This is a genomic window from Litoreibacter meonggei, from assembly GCF_003663885.1.
Classification (GTDB): domain Bacteria; phylum Pseudomonadota; class Alphaproteobacteria; order Rhodobacterales; family Rhodobacteraceae; genus Litoreibacter; species Litoreibacter meonggei.
This window is the reverse complement of record NZ_RCCE01000002.1, coordinates 66720-81013: the sequence shown is the minus strand read 5'-3', so window position 1 is coordinate 81013 and position 14294 is coordinate 66720. Positions and strand designations below refer to the sequence as shown.

Genomic DNA, 14294 nt, shown 5'->3' with positions numbered 1-14294 from the left:
GCGGTCACTCCGACGTTGGCTCGGTGTGATAGAATGCAACGCCGCTCATTGTGTGATTGACGTGGAGCGGGCCTATTTGCTCTCCATATGTGGAAAACCCCGTCACGCGGTGGGACGATAGGATTTCGGAAAGCTCACGGCTCATCTGCGTTTGCTCGGCTTCGATCCGCCGCAAGATGCAGTCACACCCGATTATGTTTGCAGGTGGGCCATCTTCCGAAAGTTCTTCCATTTTGCGGCGCAAGTGTTCCGCCATGTTGTCCGGCTTGGCTACCGTTAGCACCATGCCTTCGTCGATAGCCGAGAAGAACACCAACTCGCCTGCGTCGTTCACTTGCTGGATTGCACGAACATGATGGGTGCCCCCGATCCGAACCACAACTGGATGCGAGGCGAAGGTGAAGCGATCAAGCTGCTCTGGGTCTTTGCCAACAATTCGCGCATATTCGCGGGCGGCGGGCTCGGCATTGATGGATTTCACGATGCGCCGATCCGGGTCGGCTTCAGTCACCACCATCTGCCGTTCTGTAGGCACGAGGTGGTCTAGGCTGAAAACGCGAGCCTTGTGCCGACTTCTCATCAAGGTCAACACGGCGGCATTTCGGGCAATCTTCCCGTTTAGCGCCACGAGCGTTTCGGCGAAGTCAATTCCGTCACCTGCTGATCCCCCGAAAATTGGCATTTCGCGCAGGGCAGGGGCAATAGTCGCCGCCAAGGTGTCCTCGCTCAGCGACAGCCCGTCCACGACAAGAAAAGCAAAGCCATTCTCCATATCGGCATTGCGATCTTGCAAAGCGATACGCTCCAGCGCGATACGATCAATAACAGGCTGCGCGTTGAGGTCTTGGATGCCCTCAATCAACAAAGATTTTGTGCAGAACCCAGCCTTGGGAAAGCCGATCGCGACAATTAGACCCTCGTCATAACCGGTGCTTCCAATCTCGCCGGCAGTGGTGCAGGCCAACACGTCGGTGTCAGGAAAGCATCTTTCGGCCTCTGCGACCACGCCCGCAAAATCAGCGCGCGGGGTGATGAAGAGGGCGACGACGCTGAACGGCATCGTGCCTAAGTCTTTCTTAATTTGAGTCGCGGGGGATGTGTTCGTCCACGGCACTTGTGCCGTGCAGAGAATGCCCGAGCGAGCATGCTCGTCCACCGCGGTTACTTTGTCAGTCCCACCACCATCAGCCAACATTGTGAATTATTCTCCCTGCGCCTCCAGAATAGGGCGCTCAGTGAGAGCTTGGCAAGACTCTGGCGAACTTGGCGTCTTGCGCAACCAATACGGCTTGTGTCCTGCTTTGCACACCCAGTTTGCGCATGATTGCAGTCACATGCGCTTTTACCGTGGTCTCGGCAATCGATAGATCATACGCAATTTGCTTGTTCAATTTGCCCTCGCAAATCAGCTCAAGAATGCGGGCCTGTTGATTGGTCAAAGATGACATGCGCGACACCGTCTCGCCGATTTCTTCCGACGCATTCCCTTCCACGAAACCCGAAGGTTTGTAGATGCCACCATGCGCGATATGCTCGATTGCTTCTTTGAAGACCGACCTGCGGCTATGCTTGGGAACAAACCCCGATGCACCAGCCACGATAGCCCCGTTAATGATCGAGTTGTCGGTCATCGAAGACACAATAACGATAGGGGATTTCTCGGCGCTTCGTTTGAGGCGCATCAACCCGTCAAGACCACTCACATCCGGCAGGTTGAGATCTAGTAGGATCAGCGTAGGCGGAGTTTGACCGTCGAGTCGCTGCAACGCTGCTTCAAGGCAATCTGCTGTGACAACTTCGCTGAAGTCAGCGACGGATTTCAACGTGAGTTCCAACGCATCGCAGAACAGCGGGTGATCATCAATGATCAACGCCCAGCCTTGCGGGAGTTGCGATTTGGATGGATCGGAAGACGGCAGGCTATGTGGTTCCATGGCCATACAATAGCGCGGCGGCACGGGCTTGGTCACTTGCCAAAAGGTCTTAGTATCAAAAGAAAGCGCCCCCTTGCGAAAAGGGGGCGCCCAGTGCTCTTTTACAGAATTAATTGGCTGCAAGCTGCGCTGGCAAACGGAATGTCCATAGCAGGCCGCCTTGGTTCAGGTAATTTACCTTCTTGGCAACTTCACCACCCCAAAGCGGAACGGCACCACCCCATCCGGAGATGACGGTGACGTATTGTTCGCCGTCTTGCTCCCAGGTGATTGGCTGGCCAATGACGCCGGAGCCGGTTTGGAACGACCACAGCTCTTCGCCGGTCTCGTCGTCGAAGGCGATGAACTTGCCTTCAGGGGTGCCGGTGAACACCAACCCACCCGCGGTTGTCATCACGCCACCCCAAAGCGGAGCGTCGTTTTTGAACTCCCATTTGGTTTCGCCCGTGTCGGGGTCTATGGCTTTCAGGCTGCCGATGTGGTCTTCGTAATTCGGTTTGATAGTGAACCCGGACCCAAGATACGCAGCCCCTTTCTTGTAGGTGATGGGCTCGTTCCAGATATCCATGCCCCACTCGTTAGATGGCACGTAGAACAGGCCCGTCTTGGGTGAGTGTGCCATTGGCATCCAGTTCTTGCCACCAAGGAAGGACGGAGAGGCAAAGACAACTTCGCCCTTCTTGCCGTCTGCCGCGTCCGCCGGATTGCCCGGACGGTTGGCTTCGTTGAAGATAGGGCGACCGGTCTCGTCGATGCCGTCAGCCCACGAAATATCCTTCACGAACGGTACGGCCGAGACGAACTTGCCGTCCTCGCGGTTCAGCACGTAAAAGAAGCCATTGCGGTCAGCTGTGGCCCAACGCTTGTTACCGGAGCGGTCGCTGTAGGCCACCACTTCGTTCACGCCATCATAGTCCCAACCCTCGCGAGGTGTGGTCTGGAAATGCCATTTGATCTCGCCGTTTGCCGGGTCGATGCCGATGCGCGAAGCTGCGTACAGATTGTCGCCCGCGTTGCCATCAACAGGCGTGCCAGCATTGCGTAAATGGCTGTTCCATGGGGCAGGGTTGCCTGCGCCAAAGACCAGTGTATCGGTGTCAGCGTCATACGAGCCTCCAAGCCAGGTCGCGCCACCGCCGGTTTTCCACATGTCGCCCGGCCAAGTCGCGTTCAACTCGCCGGTCATGGTGCTTTCTTCGCCGTTCAGCGTCCCCATGTGACCCTCGATTACGGGGCGCGTCCAGACCAGATCGCCAGTCTCGGCGTCACGTGCTTGAACCTCACCAACGATACCGAACTCGCCGCCGGAGTTGCCGGTAATCACAAGGCCTCTAACGACCAAAGGCGCGGCGGTATAGCTGTAGCCGGCTTTATAGTCGGCGATTTTCTTGTTCCAGACCACGTCGCCCGTTTTGGCGTTCAGGGCAACCATCCGCGCGTCCAGCGTGCCGAAATAAATGTTGTCGCCATAGATTGCGGCCCCGCGGTTTACCACGTCACAGCACGGCAGGATGCCTTCGGGAAGGCGGGCGTCGTACTGCCACAGCTCTTGGCCGGTCTTCACGTCAATCGCATACATGCGCGAATATGAGCCGGTGATATACATTACGCCGTCATGCACCAGCGGCTGGGTTTCCTGCCCACGCTGCTTTTCGCCGCCAAGCGAGAACGCCCAAGCCGGCAGCAGGTTTTTGACGTTGTCCTTGTTCAGCGTGTCCAGCGGCGAGTAGCGTTGCAGATGTCGCCCCATACCGTTTGTCAGGACGTCGCCCGTGGTTGCTGTGTCGTTCAGAAGCATTTCTTCGGTGACTTCCGCATGGGCAACGCCTGTTGCCAAAACTGCGGCTGTCACGGCCATTACGAACCTGTTCATTGTGGTTCCTCCCTTTGCCGTTCCAATAAGGTCGCGCACCAATTCAGAGCGCAGACCGACCCGAGGGCGAGTATTCTTAGAAAGACTGTTTCTAGATATTGAACATTGGTCGTAAGACCCCAAGCGGCTTGACACGATAGGCGTGGCACCTTGGTCGTGATGCGAATCACCGCCGCTCTACCTATCGTGCGCGAAAGGGAGAGGCTGATGAAAACTCTGGCAACCTTCTTGTTGTTGGTGACGTGTGGCACGTCGCTTGCGCAAACCCGCACAGTATATCTTGAGGCCAATGACGGGCGCCGCGTCGAAATCGGGATATTGGATTTGGCCGCTGATGGGACTTATTCGGTAGAGATGAGTGAGGGATCGTTCACCGACCACTTTTTGTCGATGCGCCCTTTCAAATGCTTGGAAGGGCCAACCAAAAACTGGTGTCACATACCTTACCCCTACGAAATCCGGCGCAACCTGTCGGAAGACGTGACCGATTTGGAATACGACTTTCTGTTCGTCTGGAAGGGCGCGACTGACTACGGAATCAACATGTGGAACGGTGTGTACTACCGGATTTCGCCCGACGGCGCGGGGTACACTGGGGTTCTGCACGAGATCGACATGGATGTCCTCTCGGCACCACCCGCAAGGGGGGAGTTGCGTCCACTATCTGCCAAAGACATCCACGAAAGTGACGCGGACAGCCATTGGCTGCCCCGCCTGATTATTGAGTAAGTGTCAATTTTCTAGCGTGGCCAGATAGGACAGGATGAAATCCTGCACCGTGCGATCAGTAATTCCCACATGGCGCATTTTGGTTCCAGGCATGAAGCCGGTGTTATCTTCCATCCATGCCCGTAGCGCCGCAGGCGTCCAGACGATAGGGGCGTTGGCCAGCGTTTCAGAATAGTCGTAGTCGTCGTAGGTGCCCGCAGCTCGACCAATAATCCCGGTTAGTGGTGGGCCATAAGACGGGTCAGATGAGTTATCGGCGTGACAGCGGTGGCATTCAGCGTCGAACAAAGCTTTGCCCGCTTCTACCTTTACGCTTTCATAGGCTGGGCCGGCGAAGCCGGGGGGTGCGGAAAGGCCTACGGCAAGGGCGAGGCTGCCCAAAAACTGTGTGTGTCCCATATCTAGTCTCCTGTTTAGATCGCCCTAGGGATGCACCCGCGTCTCGCGCTTCAAGTTGATCTGCATCAAGCTTACATACGTTCTCACGTCATCCTTTGGTCGTATTTCAGCAGGACGCGCCGGTGGTAGTCTTGCCGCAACCGGGAGGCATATATGACATTCTTCAAAACACTCAGCGGCGCTGTGGCGGCTGCTCTTTTGACAACTGCGGCTTGGGCTGAAGCTCCGGCATTGCGCGCTGCCGTTCTGAAGTTTGGAACGGTGAATTGGGAACTGAACACGATCAAGCACCACGGGATGGACGCTGCGAACGGCTTTAACTTACAAGTTCAAGGCATGGCAGGAAGTTCCGCTGCGAAAATCGCGTTTCAGGGCGGCGAGGCGGATGTGATCGTTTCGGACTGGCTTTGGGTGGCGCGGCAACGCGCTGCGGGAAAGGACTATGTGTTCATTCCCTACTCCAAGGCCGTCGGTGGTTTGATGGTCGGCAAGGACAGCAAGGCGCAGAACCTTACTGACCTGAAGGGCGCAAAGATTGGTATCGCCGGTGGCCCGTTGGACAAAAGTTGGCTGATCCTGCAAGCCTATGCGGAGAAGAACTACGGTATGGATTTGGCCAAAGAGACCGAGCAGGTCTTCGGTGCGCCGCCATTGATCTTCAAATCTGCGTTGTCCGGCGAGAGTACTGGCGCAATCAATTTCTGGCACTTCATGGCTAAAATGGAAGCATCAGGCATGCGGAAACTCATCGACGTCTCTGACGCGGCAAGCGATCTGGGCCTAGACCCTAACACGCCGCTTTTGGGCTATGTGGTAAAAGGTGATCTGCTTCGCGAAAACCCCGAATTGGTGAACGGCTTGGCCGCCGCATCACGCGCCGCGAAAGACATGCTGGCCACGGATTCCGCGGAGTGGGATCGTCTACGCCCTAGCATGAATGCCAAAACCGATGCGCAGTTTGATGCGCTGAAAGCAGGGTTTCGCGCGGGTATCCCCGATGCGGGACCAGTCGATGAAGACGCGGCAGCCCGCATGTTGTCGCTGATGGTTGAGCTAGGCGGGGAAGACCTTTTGGGCAAAGCTACCAAGCTTCCCGATGGGACATTCCTTCAAAGCGGCAGCTAAAGTGCTGCACATGGTGAGTAATTCAGGCACCAAGGAACCGGACCCATTGGGTTCGGTGCTGGATTTGCACGTCGCGTCGCTGGTTTTTGGCGGCGTACCTGTTTTAGGCGAGCTGTCACTCACGGTGAAGAGGTGTGAGACGTTAGCGCTTGTCGGGCCGTCTGGTGTAGGAAAAACCTCGCTACTCAGGATCATCGCTGGGCTGGAGAATGGCTATCGAGGACGGTGCAAGGTCTCAGGGCTGGTTGCTATGGTGTTTCAGGAGCCGACTTTGTTGCCTTGGCGATCGTTGCGCGACAACATCTGTATTACGACAGGGACCGCGCCAATTGATGCGGATCAAGCCTTGGCGGATGTCGGTCTCGCCGGGCGCGAAAACGATTTCCCGTCGCAACTCTCGCTTGGTCAGCAGCGACGTCTGTCGCTTGTGCGGGCGTTCGCGGTCAAGCCGGATTTGTTGTTGATGGACGAACCCTTCGTATCGCTCGACCCGGAGTTGGTCGAAGAAATGATGGCTCTGTTTGCGAAGCTCAGGGCCGCGCATCAGGTGACGACAATTCTGGTCACTCATGTCGAAGATGAAGCGAAAAAACTCGCTAGCCGCATTGTCACGTTGGGCGGAAGTCCCGCGAAAGTAACCGGAGACGTTCAGAATAAAGGCGCGTATTTCCAATTGTCGGCGTCGGGCGTCACCTCGTCTAAATCATAATCCGCGCCTTGCAAGCGCTTCGCGATCTGCAATCCAGCGCGAGCTGCGTCATCAACATACTGACGACCAAGCTCTTCGTTTTTCTCGACCCCATAGCCGCGAAGCAGTCCGATGCCGTAGTTGAACTTTCCAACTGGATCACCCAAGGCTGCGGCCTGCCGGTCCCATTCGGCCGAGGCGTCTGGATCGTAATCGCCGCCCAGCCCGTTGTTATCAAGCTGGCTCATCCACGTCATTGCGCCAGTATACCCAGCGGCGGCGCAGGCTTCGAAAATCGTGCGGGCAGAAGTGTGATCGCCTGATTTAGTTAGCATGTAGCCGCTTGCGCAAAGTGTCCTGCTCGTCTCGCCGCGCTTCGCTTGTTCGATCACGCTCGTCCACGACATCTCGTCTGGATTCAGCGTCCCTAAATCCTGATTGCTCTGTGCAATCGCGGGCAGGGCAAGCAGGCTAATTACGAAGGCAAAGTGTTTCATGACCTCTCAAATACCATGCTGCCGAACGCAATTCAGCCCTCTTATGGTCGTAGAATTGGTCAGCCCTTGCGACTTATTCCGGTGCGCGCTGGATTGTAGCCCCATAGGGCAGCGGTTGTGAACGCGGCGGTGGCCGCCAATGTCCAAAACAATGCAGAACCGTTGAAACTGGCGTAAAGTGCGAATCGGATCAGCTCCACCGCTTGAGTGAATGGATTCAGGGCGCAGATTGTAAAAAGAAGTTCTGAGGACTCTGCCATCTTCCACAGTGGATAGAGCGCGGAGGACAAGAAGAACATCGGGAAAATTACAAAGTTCATTACGCCGGCAAAGTTCTCCAACTGCTTGATTAGGCTAGAGAGAAGCAGGCCAAGTGCGCCAAGCATCACGCCAGCGACAACTAAAGCGGGCAAAGCCGTGATGTAGCCGACTGCTGGCATGGAAATACCGAAAGCCGCGGCGATGGCGAGGAATGCGTAGGCCTGCAATACCGAGATGGAGGTGGACCCGACGAGTTTGCAAAACAGCAGCCACCAGCGGGGCAATGGGCTGGTGAGGAGCAGCTTCATGGATCCCATTTCGCGGTCGTAAACGAGACTAAGAGAGGACTGCATCCCGTTGAAAAGAAGTATCATTCCGCACAAGCCGGGGACGATGTATGTCTCGTAGGTGATGTAGGTTTGATAAGGCGGGATGATGCTCAGACCAAGGGCTGCACGAAAGCCCGCAGCGAAGACCAGAAGCCATATCAGGGGACGGACAAGTGCCGCGATGAACCGCTCGCGCTGGTGGATGAAGCGTAGGGCTTCGCGGGTCACAATGGCGCGGAGCGAGGTCAAATAGGGGCTCATGCGGGGACTGCTGTCAGGTGCAAGATCCTGTCTTTCAGCGGCAGGTCGCCGCTTATTTCACGCGCAATTCCATCCGCGAGAACGTTAGCCTGATGTAGGATAACAAGCCGGTCATCGGGTTGGACTTCGTCGGTGAGATGCGTTGCCCAGAGGATCGTGGTGCCTTCTTGCGTGAGTTCGTGAACATGGTTTGTGATTGCAGACCGCGCCGCTGCATCAAGGCCGACTGTGGGCTCGTCCAGCAACAACACCATAGGGTTATGGATCAAAGCGCGGGCAATTTCGGCGCGCCGCTTGTGGCCGCCGTTTAGGGTGCGGGCCTTCTCATCAGCGCGCTCCCGCATGCCCAGTTTATCAAGCGACGCATCAATGCGTTGGCGGGCATCCCGACCGGATATGCCGTGAAGGGCGGCAAAGTAGGACAGGTTCTGGCGCACGGTTAAATCAAGGTCCAATGTCGTCTGTTGAAAAACTATTCCCAGCCTTTCCAAGGCTTTGCGCGGCGTTGTTGCGATATCAAAGCCTGCGATTTCTATGTGGCCTTGCTGTGCCACCAACAGGCGGGTCAACAGGTTGAACAGCGTTGATTTCCCTGCGCCATTCGGTCCAAGAAGCGCGCAGAATGTACCGGTTTCCAACTCGAAGCTCACATCATCCAGCGCCGTTTTAGCGCCGTAGTTGTAGCTGAGGTTGGAGACCTTCAAGCCACTCATTCGATGGTGATTTCAACGCGCTGTGTTTCGCCCGTGGTGTCTGGGATTTTCATGTAGTACCGCCCCGGTTTGATTGCGACGAAGCCTATTTCCATTTCCCCCGCTTCGTCAAACTCGATGCTGTCGAGGCCAAGGGGGCGGATTTCCAGCCCTTCTACCACGATCTCGTCGATCCAGATCGCGCGGAAAAATTCGGGGCCGACCAATGTGAGTTCTTGAGAGCCGTCGCCTTGGATTTCAAACTCGTAGTAGGTGCCGGATTTTAGCACCCATGGGGCGTCCGAGATTGGCGCACCGGACGATAGGATGATGGGCGGCAGGTCTTGCTTGTTTTTGCCGGACAGCAGTCCTGCTGCACCAAACCCCTCGGCTTGGGCGGTGGAGGTGGCGAAGATCAGGGCGAGGATAAGTGAGCGCATGTGACGTCCTTCTGTAGCAAGTATCAGGGCCGGAAGGCAGCACCCCAAGGGAAGCGGCCAACTTTGATGGATTTGAGGGCTTTGCGCGCGGCGACATCGACGACTGTCACGTCGCCGGAAACCCCGTTGGTGGTGAACAGCAGCGACTTGTCGGCGTTAAATGCCATGTGCCAGACGCGGCGGCCCACAAGGATGTAGTCTTCGACCTCGTAGGTGTCCGCGTTGACCACGGCAAGGTGGTTTGACGGCCCGAGAGCCACAAACGCATGGGTGTCGCCGTCGGTAAACTCAAAGCCGACGGGCTGTACGCGGTCGGGATGGACGCCTTGCACCTCGAAGCCAAACTTGGCCTTCTCGCTTTGAGTGGCCACGTCGAAGACTGTGATCGTGCCGCCAATCTCGGAGCTGACCCACATCTCTGTGCCGTCTTTGATGAATTCCGCGTGGCGGGGGCGGCTGTCGACCAAGGTGTTGGCGAAGAGGTCCTGCGTGGCCGTGTCGATCCAATGCGCCATGTTGGTGGTCTCGGATGTGGTGATCGCGATTTTTCCGTCGGGCGAGACGGCCATGCCCTCCGGCTCCACACCGACGTCGATTTGTGCAACGACCTTTCGGGTTTCCACGTTCACCACGGTGGTGATCGCATCGTCCTCATTGGCGATATAGAGGTGGGTGTCGTCGGGGTGCAGCACGAATTGTTCGGGGTCTTCGCCGGACGGCAAATCATGCAGGATCTTGCCAGTTTCGGGGTCCATGACCTGCACCGCGTCACTGTCCGACGCGCAGATATAGACGCGAGAATAGTCCTTGGAGAAGGTGATCCCGCGCGGACGCTCACCCGTCTCATAGGTGTGGATCACCTCCAGCGTATCGGTCGAGATCACCGACACGGTGTCGTCTTTCTCGTTGGTCACCCAAATCTCGCCCGCGCTGACGGGCGTGGACAGGAGGTATGCTGCGGCGCTTGCGAACAGGGACTTGGAGATATGGTCGATCATTGGAACGCCTCGCATTGGCTTTCTGGGCGGTCGAGCCCCAGTGAATCAAGCTCGTTGGTTTGGTGCAGGAACCCGTCCAGCGGGGCTTGTGCGACCAACGCGCGTGGATGGATGATGGCAATGGGTTGACGCAACTGGCCGTTCCATGGGCGATAGGTGAGGGGGCGACCTTTGAAGCCCGCAAGTTCGAACTGATCGGACAGGATGTAGGCGCGCAGCACGTCGGGGTCGGCGGAATTGGTGCGCGTCACGGCTTCGCCCAAGGTGCGGACAGCGGCCCACGCGGCGTAGTCTTGCGAGGTCATGTCGCGTGCGTTGGCGTCCTTGAAGCGGCTTTGCAATTGGGCGGCCCCCCATTGCTCGATCACGGGCGACCAAGTGACGGCGGACAGCCCTTCGGAGCCAGTGACAGGGCGCGCCTCCCAAGTGTTATACAAAACGTAGCGGCCAAAATCATGCACCTCGTCCGCGAGGATCATGGCGTCGTAATCTCCGAACTCTTGGGTGAACAGTGGGATTTCCTGCGACGCCGTGCGGCGCATGTCGGCATCAAAGGCCCACACCTTTTCGCCCGACAGCTTCATGCCGAACTTCTTGAGCGACCGCCGCATGGCCTCGGCATAGGTTTGATCTTCAGGGTAGCTGCCGGAAATCATCACCAGATCGCTCCAGCGTTTAGTCACAAAGAACTGGGCCAGAGCGTTTGTGCGCATGGCGTCTGAGGGGAGGCTGTGCAGCAGGTTGGCGCGGCAGTCGGTGTCGCGCAATGCCAGATCACCCGAGGAGGTGTTGAACAAGATAGCACCTTGCGCCTCGGGCAAATCAGCGATGGCAGTCAATAGAGGAGGTGGGGCGTCGAGGATGAGATAGGGCGAGGAGGCCAGCAAATCTTGTGCGGCAGCCATCGGGTCGTTCCCGATAGCGACCTCTGTCTCGGTCAGCGTATAGCCGTGGCCAAGGAACTTGCCGGTTGTCAGGTTGTCGCGCAATCCGGTGCGCGCGCCTGCAATCCCTAAGTCGTCGGGAATGGGGTCAAGGTTTGACAGGGTCGGCGGGCTGGGCACGACGACGCGCAGATAGGACATCTTCAATGCGACGTCCGCTGCCACCGCCTGCCCACACAGTAAAACAGCAGCCACAGACTTGATCGCGTGATTGAAAATCTTTCCCATGATGAGGAGGCTAGCAAGCCCGGCGAAGTGGGCGGAATAAGACTTTGGTCGCGAAGCGTCGCTGACCGCAACCAAAGTCGAATATCATCACCTGAGCGGGCTGCCATAAAAGCAAGTAAAGGGAATTGGCGCCGTTCTGGGAGGACAGGAATGCACAACGTATCACTCAAAGGAATTATGGCGGTAGGGGCCGTCTTTGCTGCAACGACTTTGGCATTTGCCCATGGCGATGTTAACCCGCAGCCCGTCGACACGACCGGACTGCCTGTGAACGGGGAAGAATGGCTTACTGAAAACCCGTATCGCGCGGCAGTGGTCGGCGATGAAGTTTGGACCAAGGCCATTGAGATTGGCGCATCCGGATACAACCAGAACTGCGCGCGCTGCCATGGGTTGGAAGTCGTCTCGGGCGGGTTGGCCCCTGATCTGCGCTTTTTGGAGGCCGAGGAATACGGCGACGAATGGTACGTAGAGCGGTTCCGCACCGGCTACACCCAAAACGGGATCACCAAAATGCCAGCATTCGGTGAGCTGCTTGGCCAAGATGCAGCATGGGCCATCCGCACTTTTATCGAGACCCGCCCCGATGGGGATGCAATGGAAGAGGTCTCGGACGAGTTGAAAGCGATGCGCGATCAACTAGCGGGTTACGCGACCGATGCGAGCGGTGCAGATGCGGATGCAATCAAAGCCCGCCTGACCGAGATTGCTGGCAATATTGAAACCCTCTCCGGCGCGCCGGTCGCAGACTCCGTGGCCTTCCGCGCTGCCAACCTGATCGACGGCACTGCTGACGCCTACAAGTCGGCAGCGGAGACGCTGACCATCGGCCTGTCGGCTGCGCATTAAAAATGCCGATTAGCGCAATACGTTTCTCCCTGGTGGTTGTGGGCCTGCTTTTAGCCGGGCAGGCCCACGCTGCTGATCCCTGTGCGGATTACGTCCCGCAAGAGCGGCCGCAAAATGTCGGGCGCGATGTGGTGGGGCAGGAACTGGATGTGTTGCAAGAGCAAGGCCACATGCTGTTCGCGGTCTATGAAAACTACCCACCCTATAGCTGGGAGGACGCAGGCAAGGCGCGCGGCGTTGACGTTGAAGTTGCAAAGCTGATTGCCGAGGATCTAGGCGTGGAGGCGCGGTTCAACTTTGTGGCTGCGGGTGAAAACCTTGATGCCGACCTGCGCAACAATGTCTGGAAAGGCGCAGTTATCGGCGGGCGGGTGTCCAACGTGATGATGCGCATTCCGTACGATAGTGCGTTCAAGTGTCGGGTGGAGCAGGTGGTGTTCACCGGCCAGTATGCCGCGGAGTCTATTGCGATTGCCTATGACAAGGCGAGCTACCCTGACGACAAGCCTGTTCCGGCCTACTTTCGCTTTGACCCTGTGGCGGTTGAGAACGACTCGATTGCGGACTTCTATTTGTCGTCCTTCGCAGGGGGGCAACTGTCCACCCATGTGCAACGATTTGCGGATATGACACTTGCGATGAACGCGCTTAACCAAGGGGAGGTCAAGGCCGCGATGGGTCCGATGGGGCAGTTGGAATACGGCCTGAGCGAGACCACCGCTGTCCATCAACCGCCATTGGCGGGGTTTGCTGTTAGCAAGTGGACATTGGGCGTTGCGGTCAATTTCCGCTATCGCCCCTTGTCATACGCTGTCGATGACGCCATCAATTACGCGTTGCAGGACGGGCGGATCGCCAAAATCTACGAGAGTTACGGGCTGAGTTTTCAGCCCCCCGACCGCTAACGCTGCACCTGCGTCTACACCCTTAGTCTCATAGTCGGGGGCGGGGCGCGACCGTAGGCTAGCCATAACAAGGAAACGGAATCTGCCATGAATCTGAGTGACAGCCGCGAAATCAACGCCGATGTAGCCACTGTCTGGGCCGCTTTGCTGGACCCTGAAGTTTTGAAAGCCTGCGTGCCGGGATGTCAGGAAATGTCCGGCTCGGTCGATGAAGGCTTTGAGGCGACAGTCGTGCAGAAGGTGGGGCCTGTGAAGGCGACCTTTAAAGGCGCCGTGCAGATGACTGATATCGTTGAACCCGTCAGCATGACAATCTCGGGCGAGGGCAAGGGCGGTGCCGCAGGCTTTGCCAAAGGTGGCGCTGATGTCCGCCTTGAGGCGCAAGGGGATACGACAATTCTGCACTATGAGGTCGAGGCCAAGGTGGGCGGCAAGCTGGCGCAGTTGGGCTCGCGCATCATTGACGGGTTTGCCAAAAAGATGGCGGATCAGTTCTTCAACAACTTCCAAAACGCGGTAGGCGCGCCCGAGGCGGGCGAAGAAGAAGATGCCGCCGGGGGCAATGACGAGACAAAGAAAAAAGGCTGGTTCAAACGGCTGGTAAGCTGACGGACCGCGCCTGAGAAGACAAAGATATCCAAGGGAGGATAGGATGACCAAAGTAACGATGACCATCAACGGCAAGTCCGTCTCGGGTGAGGTGGAGGGGCGCACGCTGCTGTCCTCCTTCTTGCGTGAAGACCTGCACCTGACCGGCACCCATATCGGTTGCGACACCTCGCAATGCGGGGCCTGTGTCGTTCATGTGGACGGCAAGCCGGTGAAATCTTGCACTATGTTTGCGGCGGAGGCTGACGGGGCTGATGTGGCAACCATCGAGGGCCAAGCCAATGAGGACGGCTCGCTGAACGTGATCCAAGCGGCGTTCCAAGAGCACCACGGCCTGCAATGCGGCTTCTGCACACCGGGCATGGTGATGTCTGCGGCGGCTTTGCTGAAGGACAACCCCAAGCCAAGCGAGGCAGAGGTGCGCGAGTATCTTGAAGGCAATATCTGCCGCTGCACGGGTTACCACAACATCGTTAAGGCAATCATGGCCGCGTCCGGACAGGACGTCAGCGCCATCGCCGCCGAATAATACA

17 protein-coding genes are annotated in these 14294 nt (G+C 57.4%); 7 read left to right on the top strand and 10 right to left on the bottom strand.

Going from position 1 to position 14294, the window contains the following annotated elements; all coding sequences use genetic code 11:
* Window positions 1–4: 4 nt before the first annotated feature.
* From BCF46_RS05125 to BCF46_RS05115, 3 genes are all read right to left on the bottom strand, one after another.
* Window positions 5–1195 (bottom strand): FIST N-terminal domain-containing protein, encoded by a 1191-nt coding sequence (locus tag BCF46_RS05125; RefSeq protein WP_121022441.1) that lies wholly within the window; start codon window positions 1193–1195, stop codon window positions 5–7.
* A gap of 37 nt (window positions 1196–1232) precedes the next feature.
* Window positions 1233–1934, bottom strand: a complete 702-nt coding sequence (locus BCF46_RS05120) for a response regulator (RefSeq protein WP_121023255.1) — start codon at window positions 1932–1934, stop codon at window positions 1233–1235.
* Between the two features lie 109 nt (window positions 1935–2043).
* Entirely contained in the window at window positions 2044–3807 is a 1764-nt protein-coding gene (locus BCF46_RS05115) for a PQQ-dependent methanol/ethanol family dehydrogenase (RefSeq protein ID WP_121022439.1), read from the bottom strand.
* 207 nt (window positions 3808–4014) lie between these two features.
* On the opposite strand from BCF46_RS05115, the gene BCF46_RS05110 reads away from it, so the two are divergent.
* Window positions 4015–4536 carry a hypothetical protein gene (locus BCF46_RS05110; RefSeq protein ID WP_121022437.1) on the top strand — a complete coding sequence of 174 codons (522 nt, stop codon included), beginning with the start codon at window positions 4015–4017 and terminating at the stop codon, window positions 4534–4536.
* A 3-nt stretch (window positions 4537–4539) separates the two neighbouring features.
* On the opposite strand, the gene BCF46_RS05105 is transcribed toward BCF46_RS05110, so the two are convergent.
* The gene (locus BCF46_RS05105; RefSeq protein WP_121022435.1) at window positions 4540–4935 is read right to left on the bottom strand and encodes a c-type cytochrome; all 396 of its coding nucleotides are present in this window, start codon (window positions 4933–4935) and stop codon (window positions 4540–4542) included.
* Between the two features lie 153 nt (window positions 4936–5088).
* On the opposite strand from BCF46_RS05105, the gene BCF46_RS05100 reads away from it, so the two are divergent.
* Both BCF46_RS05100 and BCF46_RS05095 read left to right on the top strand, forming a co-directional pair.
* Window positions 5089–6060, top strand: coding sequence for an ABC transporter substrate-binding protein (locus tag BCF46_RS05100; protein ID WP_121022433.1), 972 nt, complete (start codon window positions 5089–5091; stop codon window positions 6058–6060).
* A 10-nt stretch (window positions 6061–6070) separates the two neighbouring features.
* On the top strand, window positions 6071–6769 hold the full coding sequence (locus BCF46_RS05095; RefSeq protein ID WP_121023254.1) for an ABC transporter ATP-binding protein: 699 nt from the start codon (window positions 6071–6073) through the stop codon (window positions 6767–6769).
* On the opposite strand, the gene BCF46_RS05090 is transcribed toward BCF46_RS05095, so the two are convergent.
* From BCF46_RS05090 to BCF46_RS05065, 6 genes are read right to left on the bottom strand one after another with little or no spacing between them, the layout of a single operon-like run.
* Window positions 6709–7245 (bottom strand): tetratricopeptide repeat protein, encoded by a 537-nt coding sequence (locus tag BCF46_RS05090; RefSeq protein ID WP_121022431.1) that lies wholly within the window; start codon window positions 7243–7245, stop codon window positions 6709–6711. The genes BCF46_RS05095 and BCF46_RS05090 overlap by 61 nt on opposite strands.
* 59 nt (window positions 7246–7304) lie before the next feature.
* Window positions 7305–8096 (bottom strand): ABC transporter permease, encoded by a 792-nt coding sequence (locus BCF46_RS05085; protein WP_121022429.1) that lies wholly within the window; start codon window positions 8094–8096, stop codon window positions 7305–7307.
* Complete coding sequence (locus tag BCF46_RS05080) at window positions 8093–8809, bottom strand: ABC transporter ATP-binding protein (RefSeq protein ID WP_121022427.1); 717 nt, start codon at window positions 8807–8809, stop codon at window positions 8093–8095. Before BCF46_RS05080 ends, BCF46_RS05085 begins: the two co-directional genes overlap by 4 nt.
* Window positions 8806–9228 (bottom strand): hypothetical protein, encoded by a 423-nt coding sequence (locus BCF46_RS05075; protein WP_121022425.1) that lies wholly within the window; start codon window positions 9226–9228, stop codon window positions 8806–8808. The genes BCF46_RS05080 and BCF46_RS05075 overlap by 4 nt, the downstream gene beginning before the upstream one ends.
* Window positions 9229–9251: 23 nt before the next feature.
* The gene (locus BCF46_RS05070) at window positions 9252–10226 is read right to left on the bottom strand and encodes a YVTN family beta-propeller repeat protein (protein WP_121022423.1); all 975 of its coding nucleotides are present in this window, start codon (window positions 10224–10226) and stop codon (window positions 9252–9254) included.
* The gene (locus BCF46_RS05065; protein WP_121022421.1) at window positions 10223–11398 is read right to left on the bottom strand and encodes an ABC transporter substrate-binding protein; all 1176 of its coding nucleotides are present in this window, start codon (window positions 11396–11398) and stop codon (window positions 10223–10225) included. The genes BCF46_RS05070 and BCF46_RS05065 overlap by 4 nt, the downstream gene beginning before the upstream one ends.
* A gap of 150 nt (window positions 11399–11548) precedes the next feature.
* Here BCF46_RS05065 and pedF point away from each other — a divergent pair, with 150 nt between their 5' ends.
* The 4 genes from pedF to BCF46_RS05045 all read left to right on the top strand — a co-directional run bounded on the left by pedF (window position 11549) and on the right by BCF46_RS05045 (window position 14290).
* On the top strand, window positions 11549–12247 hold the full coding sequence (pedF, locus tag BCF46_RS05060) for a cytochrome c-550 PedF (RefSeq protein WP_245989849.1): 699 nt from the start codon (window positions 11549–11551) through the stop codon (window positions 12245–12247).
* 2 nt (window positions 12248–12249) lie between these two features.
* Window positions 12250–13152, top strand: a complete 903-nt coding sequence (locus BCF46_RS05055) for a transporter substrate-binding domain-containing protein (RefSeq protein WP_121022419.1) — start codon at window positions 12250–12252, stop codon at window positions 13150–13152.
* An 87-nt stretch (window positions 13153–13239) separates the two neighbouring features.
* Complete coding sequence (locus BCF46_RS05050; RefSeq protein ID WP_121022417.1) at window positions 13240–13761, top strand: SRPBCC family protein; 522 nt, start codon at window positions 13240–13242, stop codon at window positions 13759–13761.
* Window positions 13762–13804: 43 nt separating this feature from the next.
* Window positions 13805–14290, top strand: coding sequence for a (2Fe-2S)-binding protein (locus BCF46_RS05045; protein ID WP_121022416.1), 486 nt, complete (start codon window positions 13805–13807; stop codon window positions 14288–14290).
* Window positions 14291–14294 lie beyond the last annotated feature (4 nt).

What these genes read in the sequence shown, in the direction of transcription:
- BCF46_RS05125 (WP_121022441.1), bottom strand. Translation starts at nt 1,195, where the DNA reads ATGTTGGCTGATGGTGGTGGGACTGACAAAGTAACCGCGGTGGACGAG.
- BCF46_RS05120 (WP_121023255.1), bottom strand. Translation starts at nt 1,934, where the DNA reads ATGGAACCACATAGCCTGCCGTCTTCCGATCCATCCAAATCGCAACTC.
- BCF46_RS05115 (WP_121022439.1), bottom strand. Translation starts at nt 3,807, where the DNA reads ATGAACAGGTTCGTAATGGCCGTGACAGCCGCAGTTTTGGCAACAGGC.
- BCF46_RS05110 (WP_121022437.1), top strand. Translation starts at nt 4,015, where the DNA reads ATGAAAACTCTGGCAACCTTCTTGTTGTTGGTGACGTGTGGCACGTCG.
- BCF46_RS05105 (WP_121022435.1), bottom strand. Translation starts at nt 4,935, where the DNA reads ATGGGACACACACAGTTTTTGGGCAGCCTCGCCCTTGCCGTAGGCCTT.
- BCF46_RS05100 (WP_121022433.1), top strand. Translation starts at nt 5,089, where the DNA reads ATGACATTCTTCAAAACACTCAGCGGCGCTGTGGCGGCTGCTCTTTTG.
- BCF46_RS05095 (WP_121023254.1), top strand. Translation starts at nt 6,071, where the DNA reads ATGGTGAGTAATTCAGGCACCAAGGAACCGGACCCATTGGGTTCGGTG.
- BCF46_RS05090 (WP_121022431.1), bottom strand. Translation starts at nt 7,245, where the DNA reads ATGAAACACTTTGCCTTCGTAATTAGCCTGCTTGCCCTGCCCGCGATT.
- BCF46_RS05085 (WP_121022429.1), bottom strand. Translation starts at nt 8,096, where the DNA reads ATGAGCCCCTATTTGACCTCGCTCCGCGCCATTGTGACCCGCGAAGCC.
- BCF46_RS05080 (WP_121022427.1), bottom strand. Translation starts at nt 8,809, where the DNA reads ATGAGTGGCTTGAAGGTCTCCAACCTCAGCTACAACTACGGCGCTAAA.
- BCF46_RS05075 (WP_121022425.1), bottom strand. Translation starts at nt 9,228, where the DNA reads ATGCGCTCACTTATCCTCGCCCTGATCTTCGCCACCTCCACCGCCCAA.
- BCF46_RS05070 (WP_121022423.1), bottom strand. Translation starts at nt 10,226, where the DNA reads ATGATCGACCATATCTCCAAGTCCCTGTTCGCAAGCGCCGCAGCATAC.
- BCF46_RS05065 (WP_121022421.1), bottom strand. Translation starts at nt 11,398, where the DNA reads ATGGGAAAGATTTTCAATCACGCGATCAAGTCTGTGGCTGCTGTTTTA.
- pedF (WP_245989849.1), top strand. Translation starts at nt 11,549, where the DNA reads ATGCACAACGTATCACTCAAAGGAATTATGGCGGTAGGGGCCGTCTTT.
- BCF46_RS05055 (WP_121022419.1), top strand. Translation starts at nt 12,250, where the DNA reads ATGCCGATTAGCGCAATACGTTTCTCCCTGGTGGTTGTGGGCCTGCTT.
- BCF46_RS05050 (WP_121022417.1), top strand. Translation starts at nt 13,240, where the DNA reads ATGAATCTGAGTGACAGCCGCGAAATCAACGCCGATGTAGCCACTGTC.
- BCF46_RS05045 (WP_121022416.1), top strand. Translation starts at nt 13,805, where the DNA reads ATGACCAAAGTAACGATGACCATCAACGGCAAGTCCGTCTCGGGTGAG.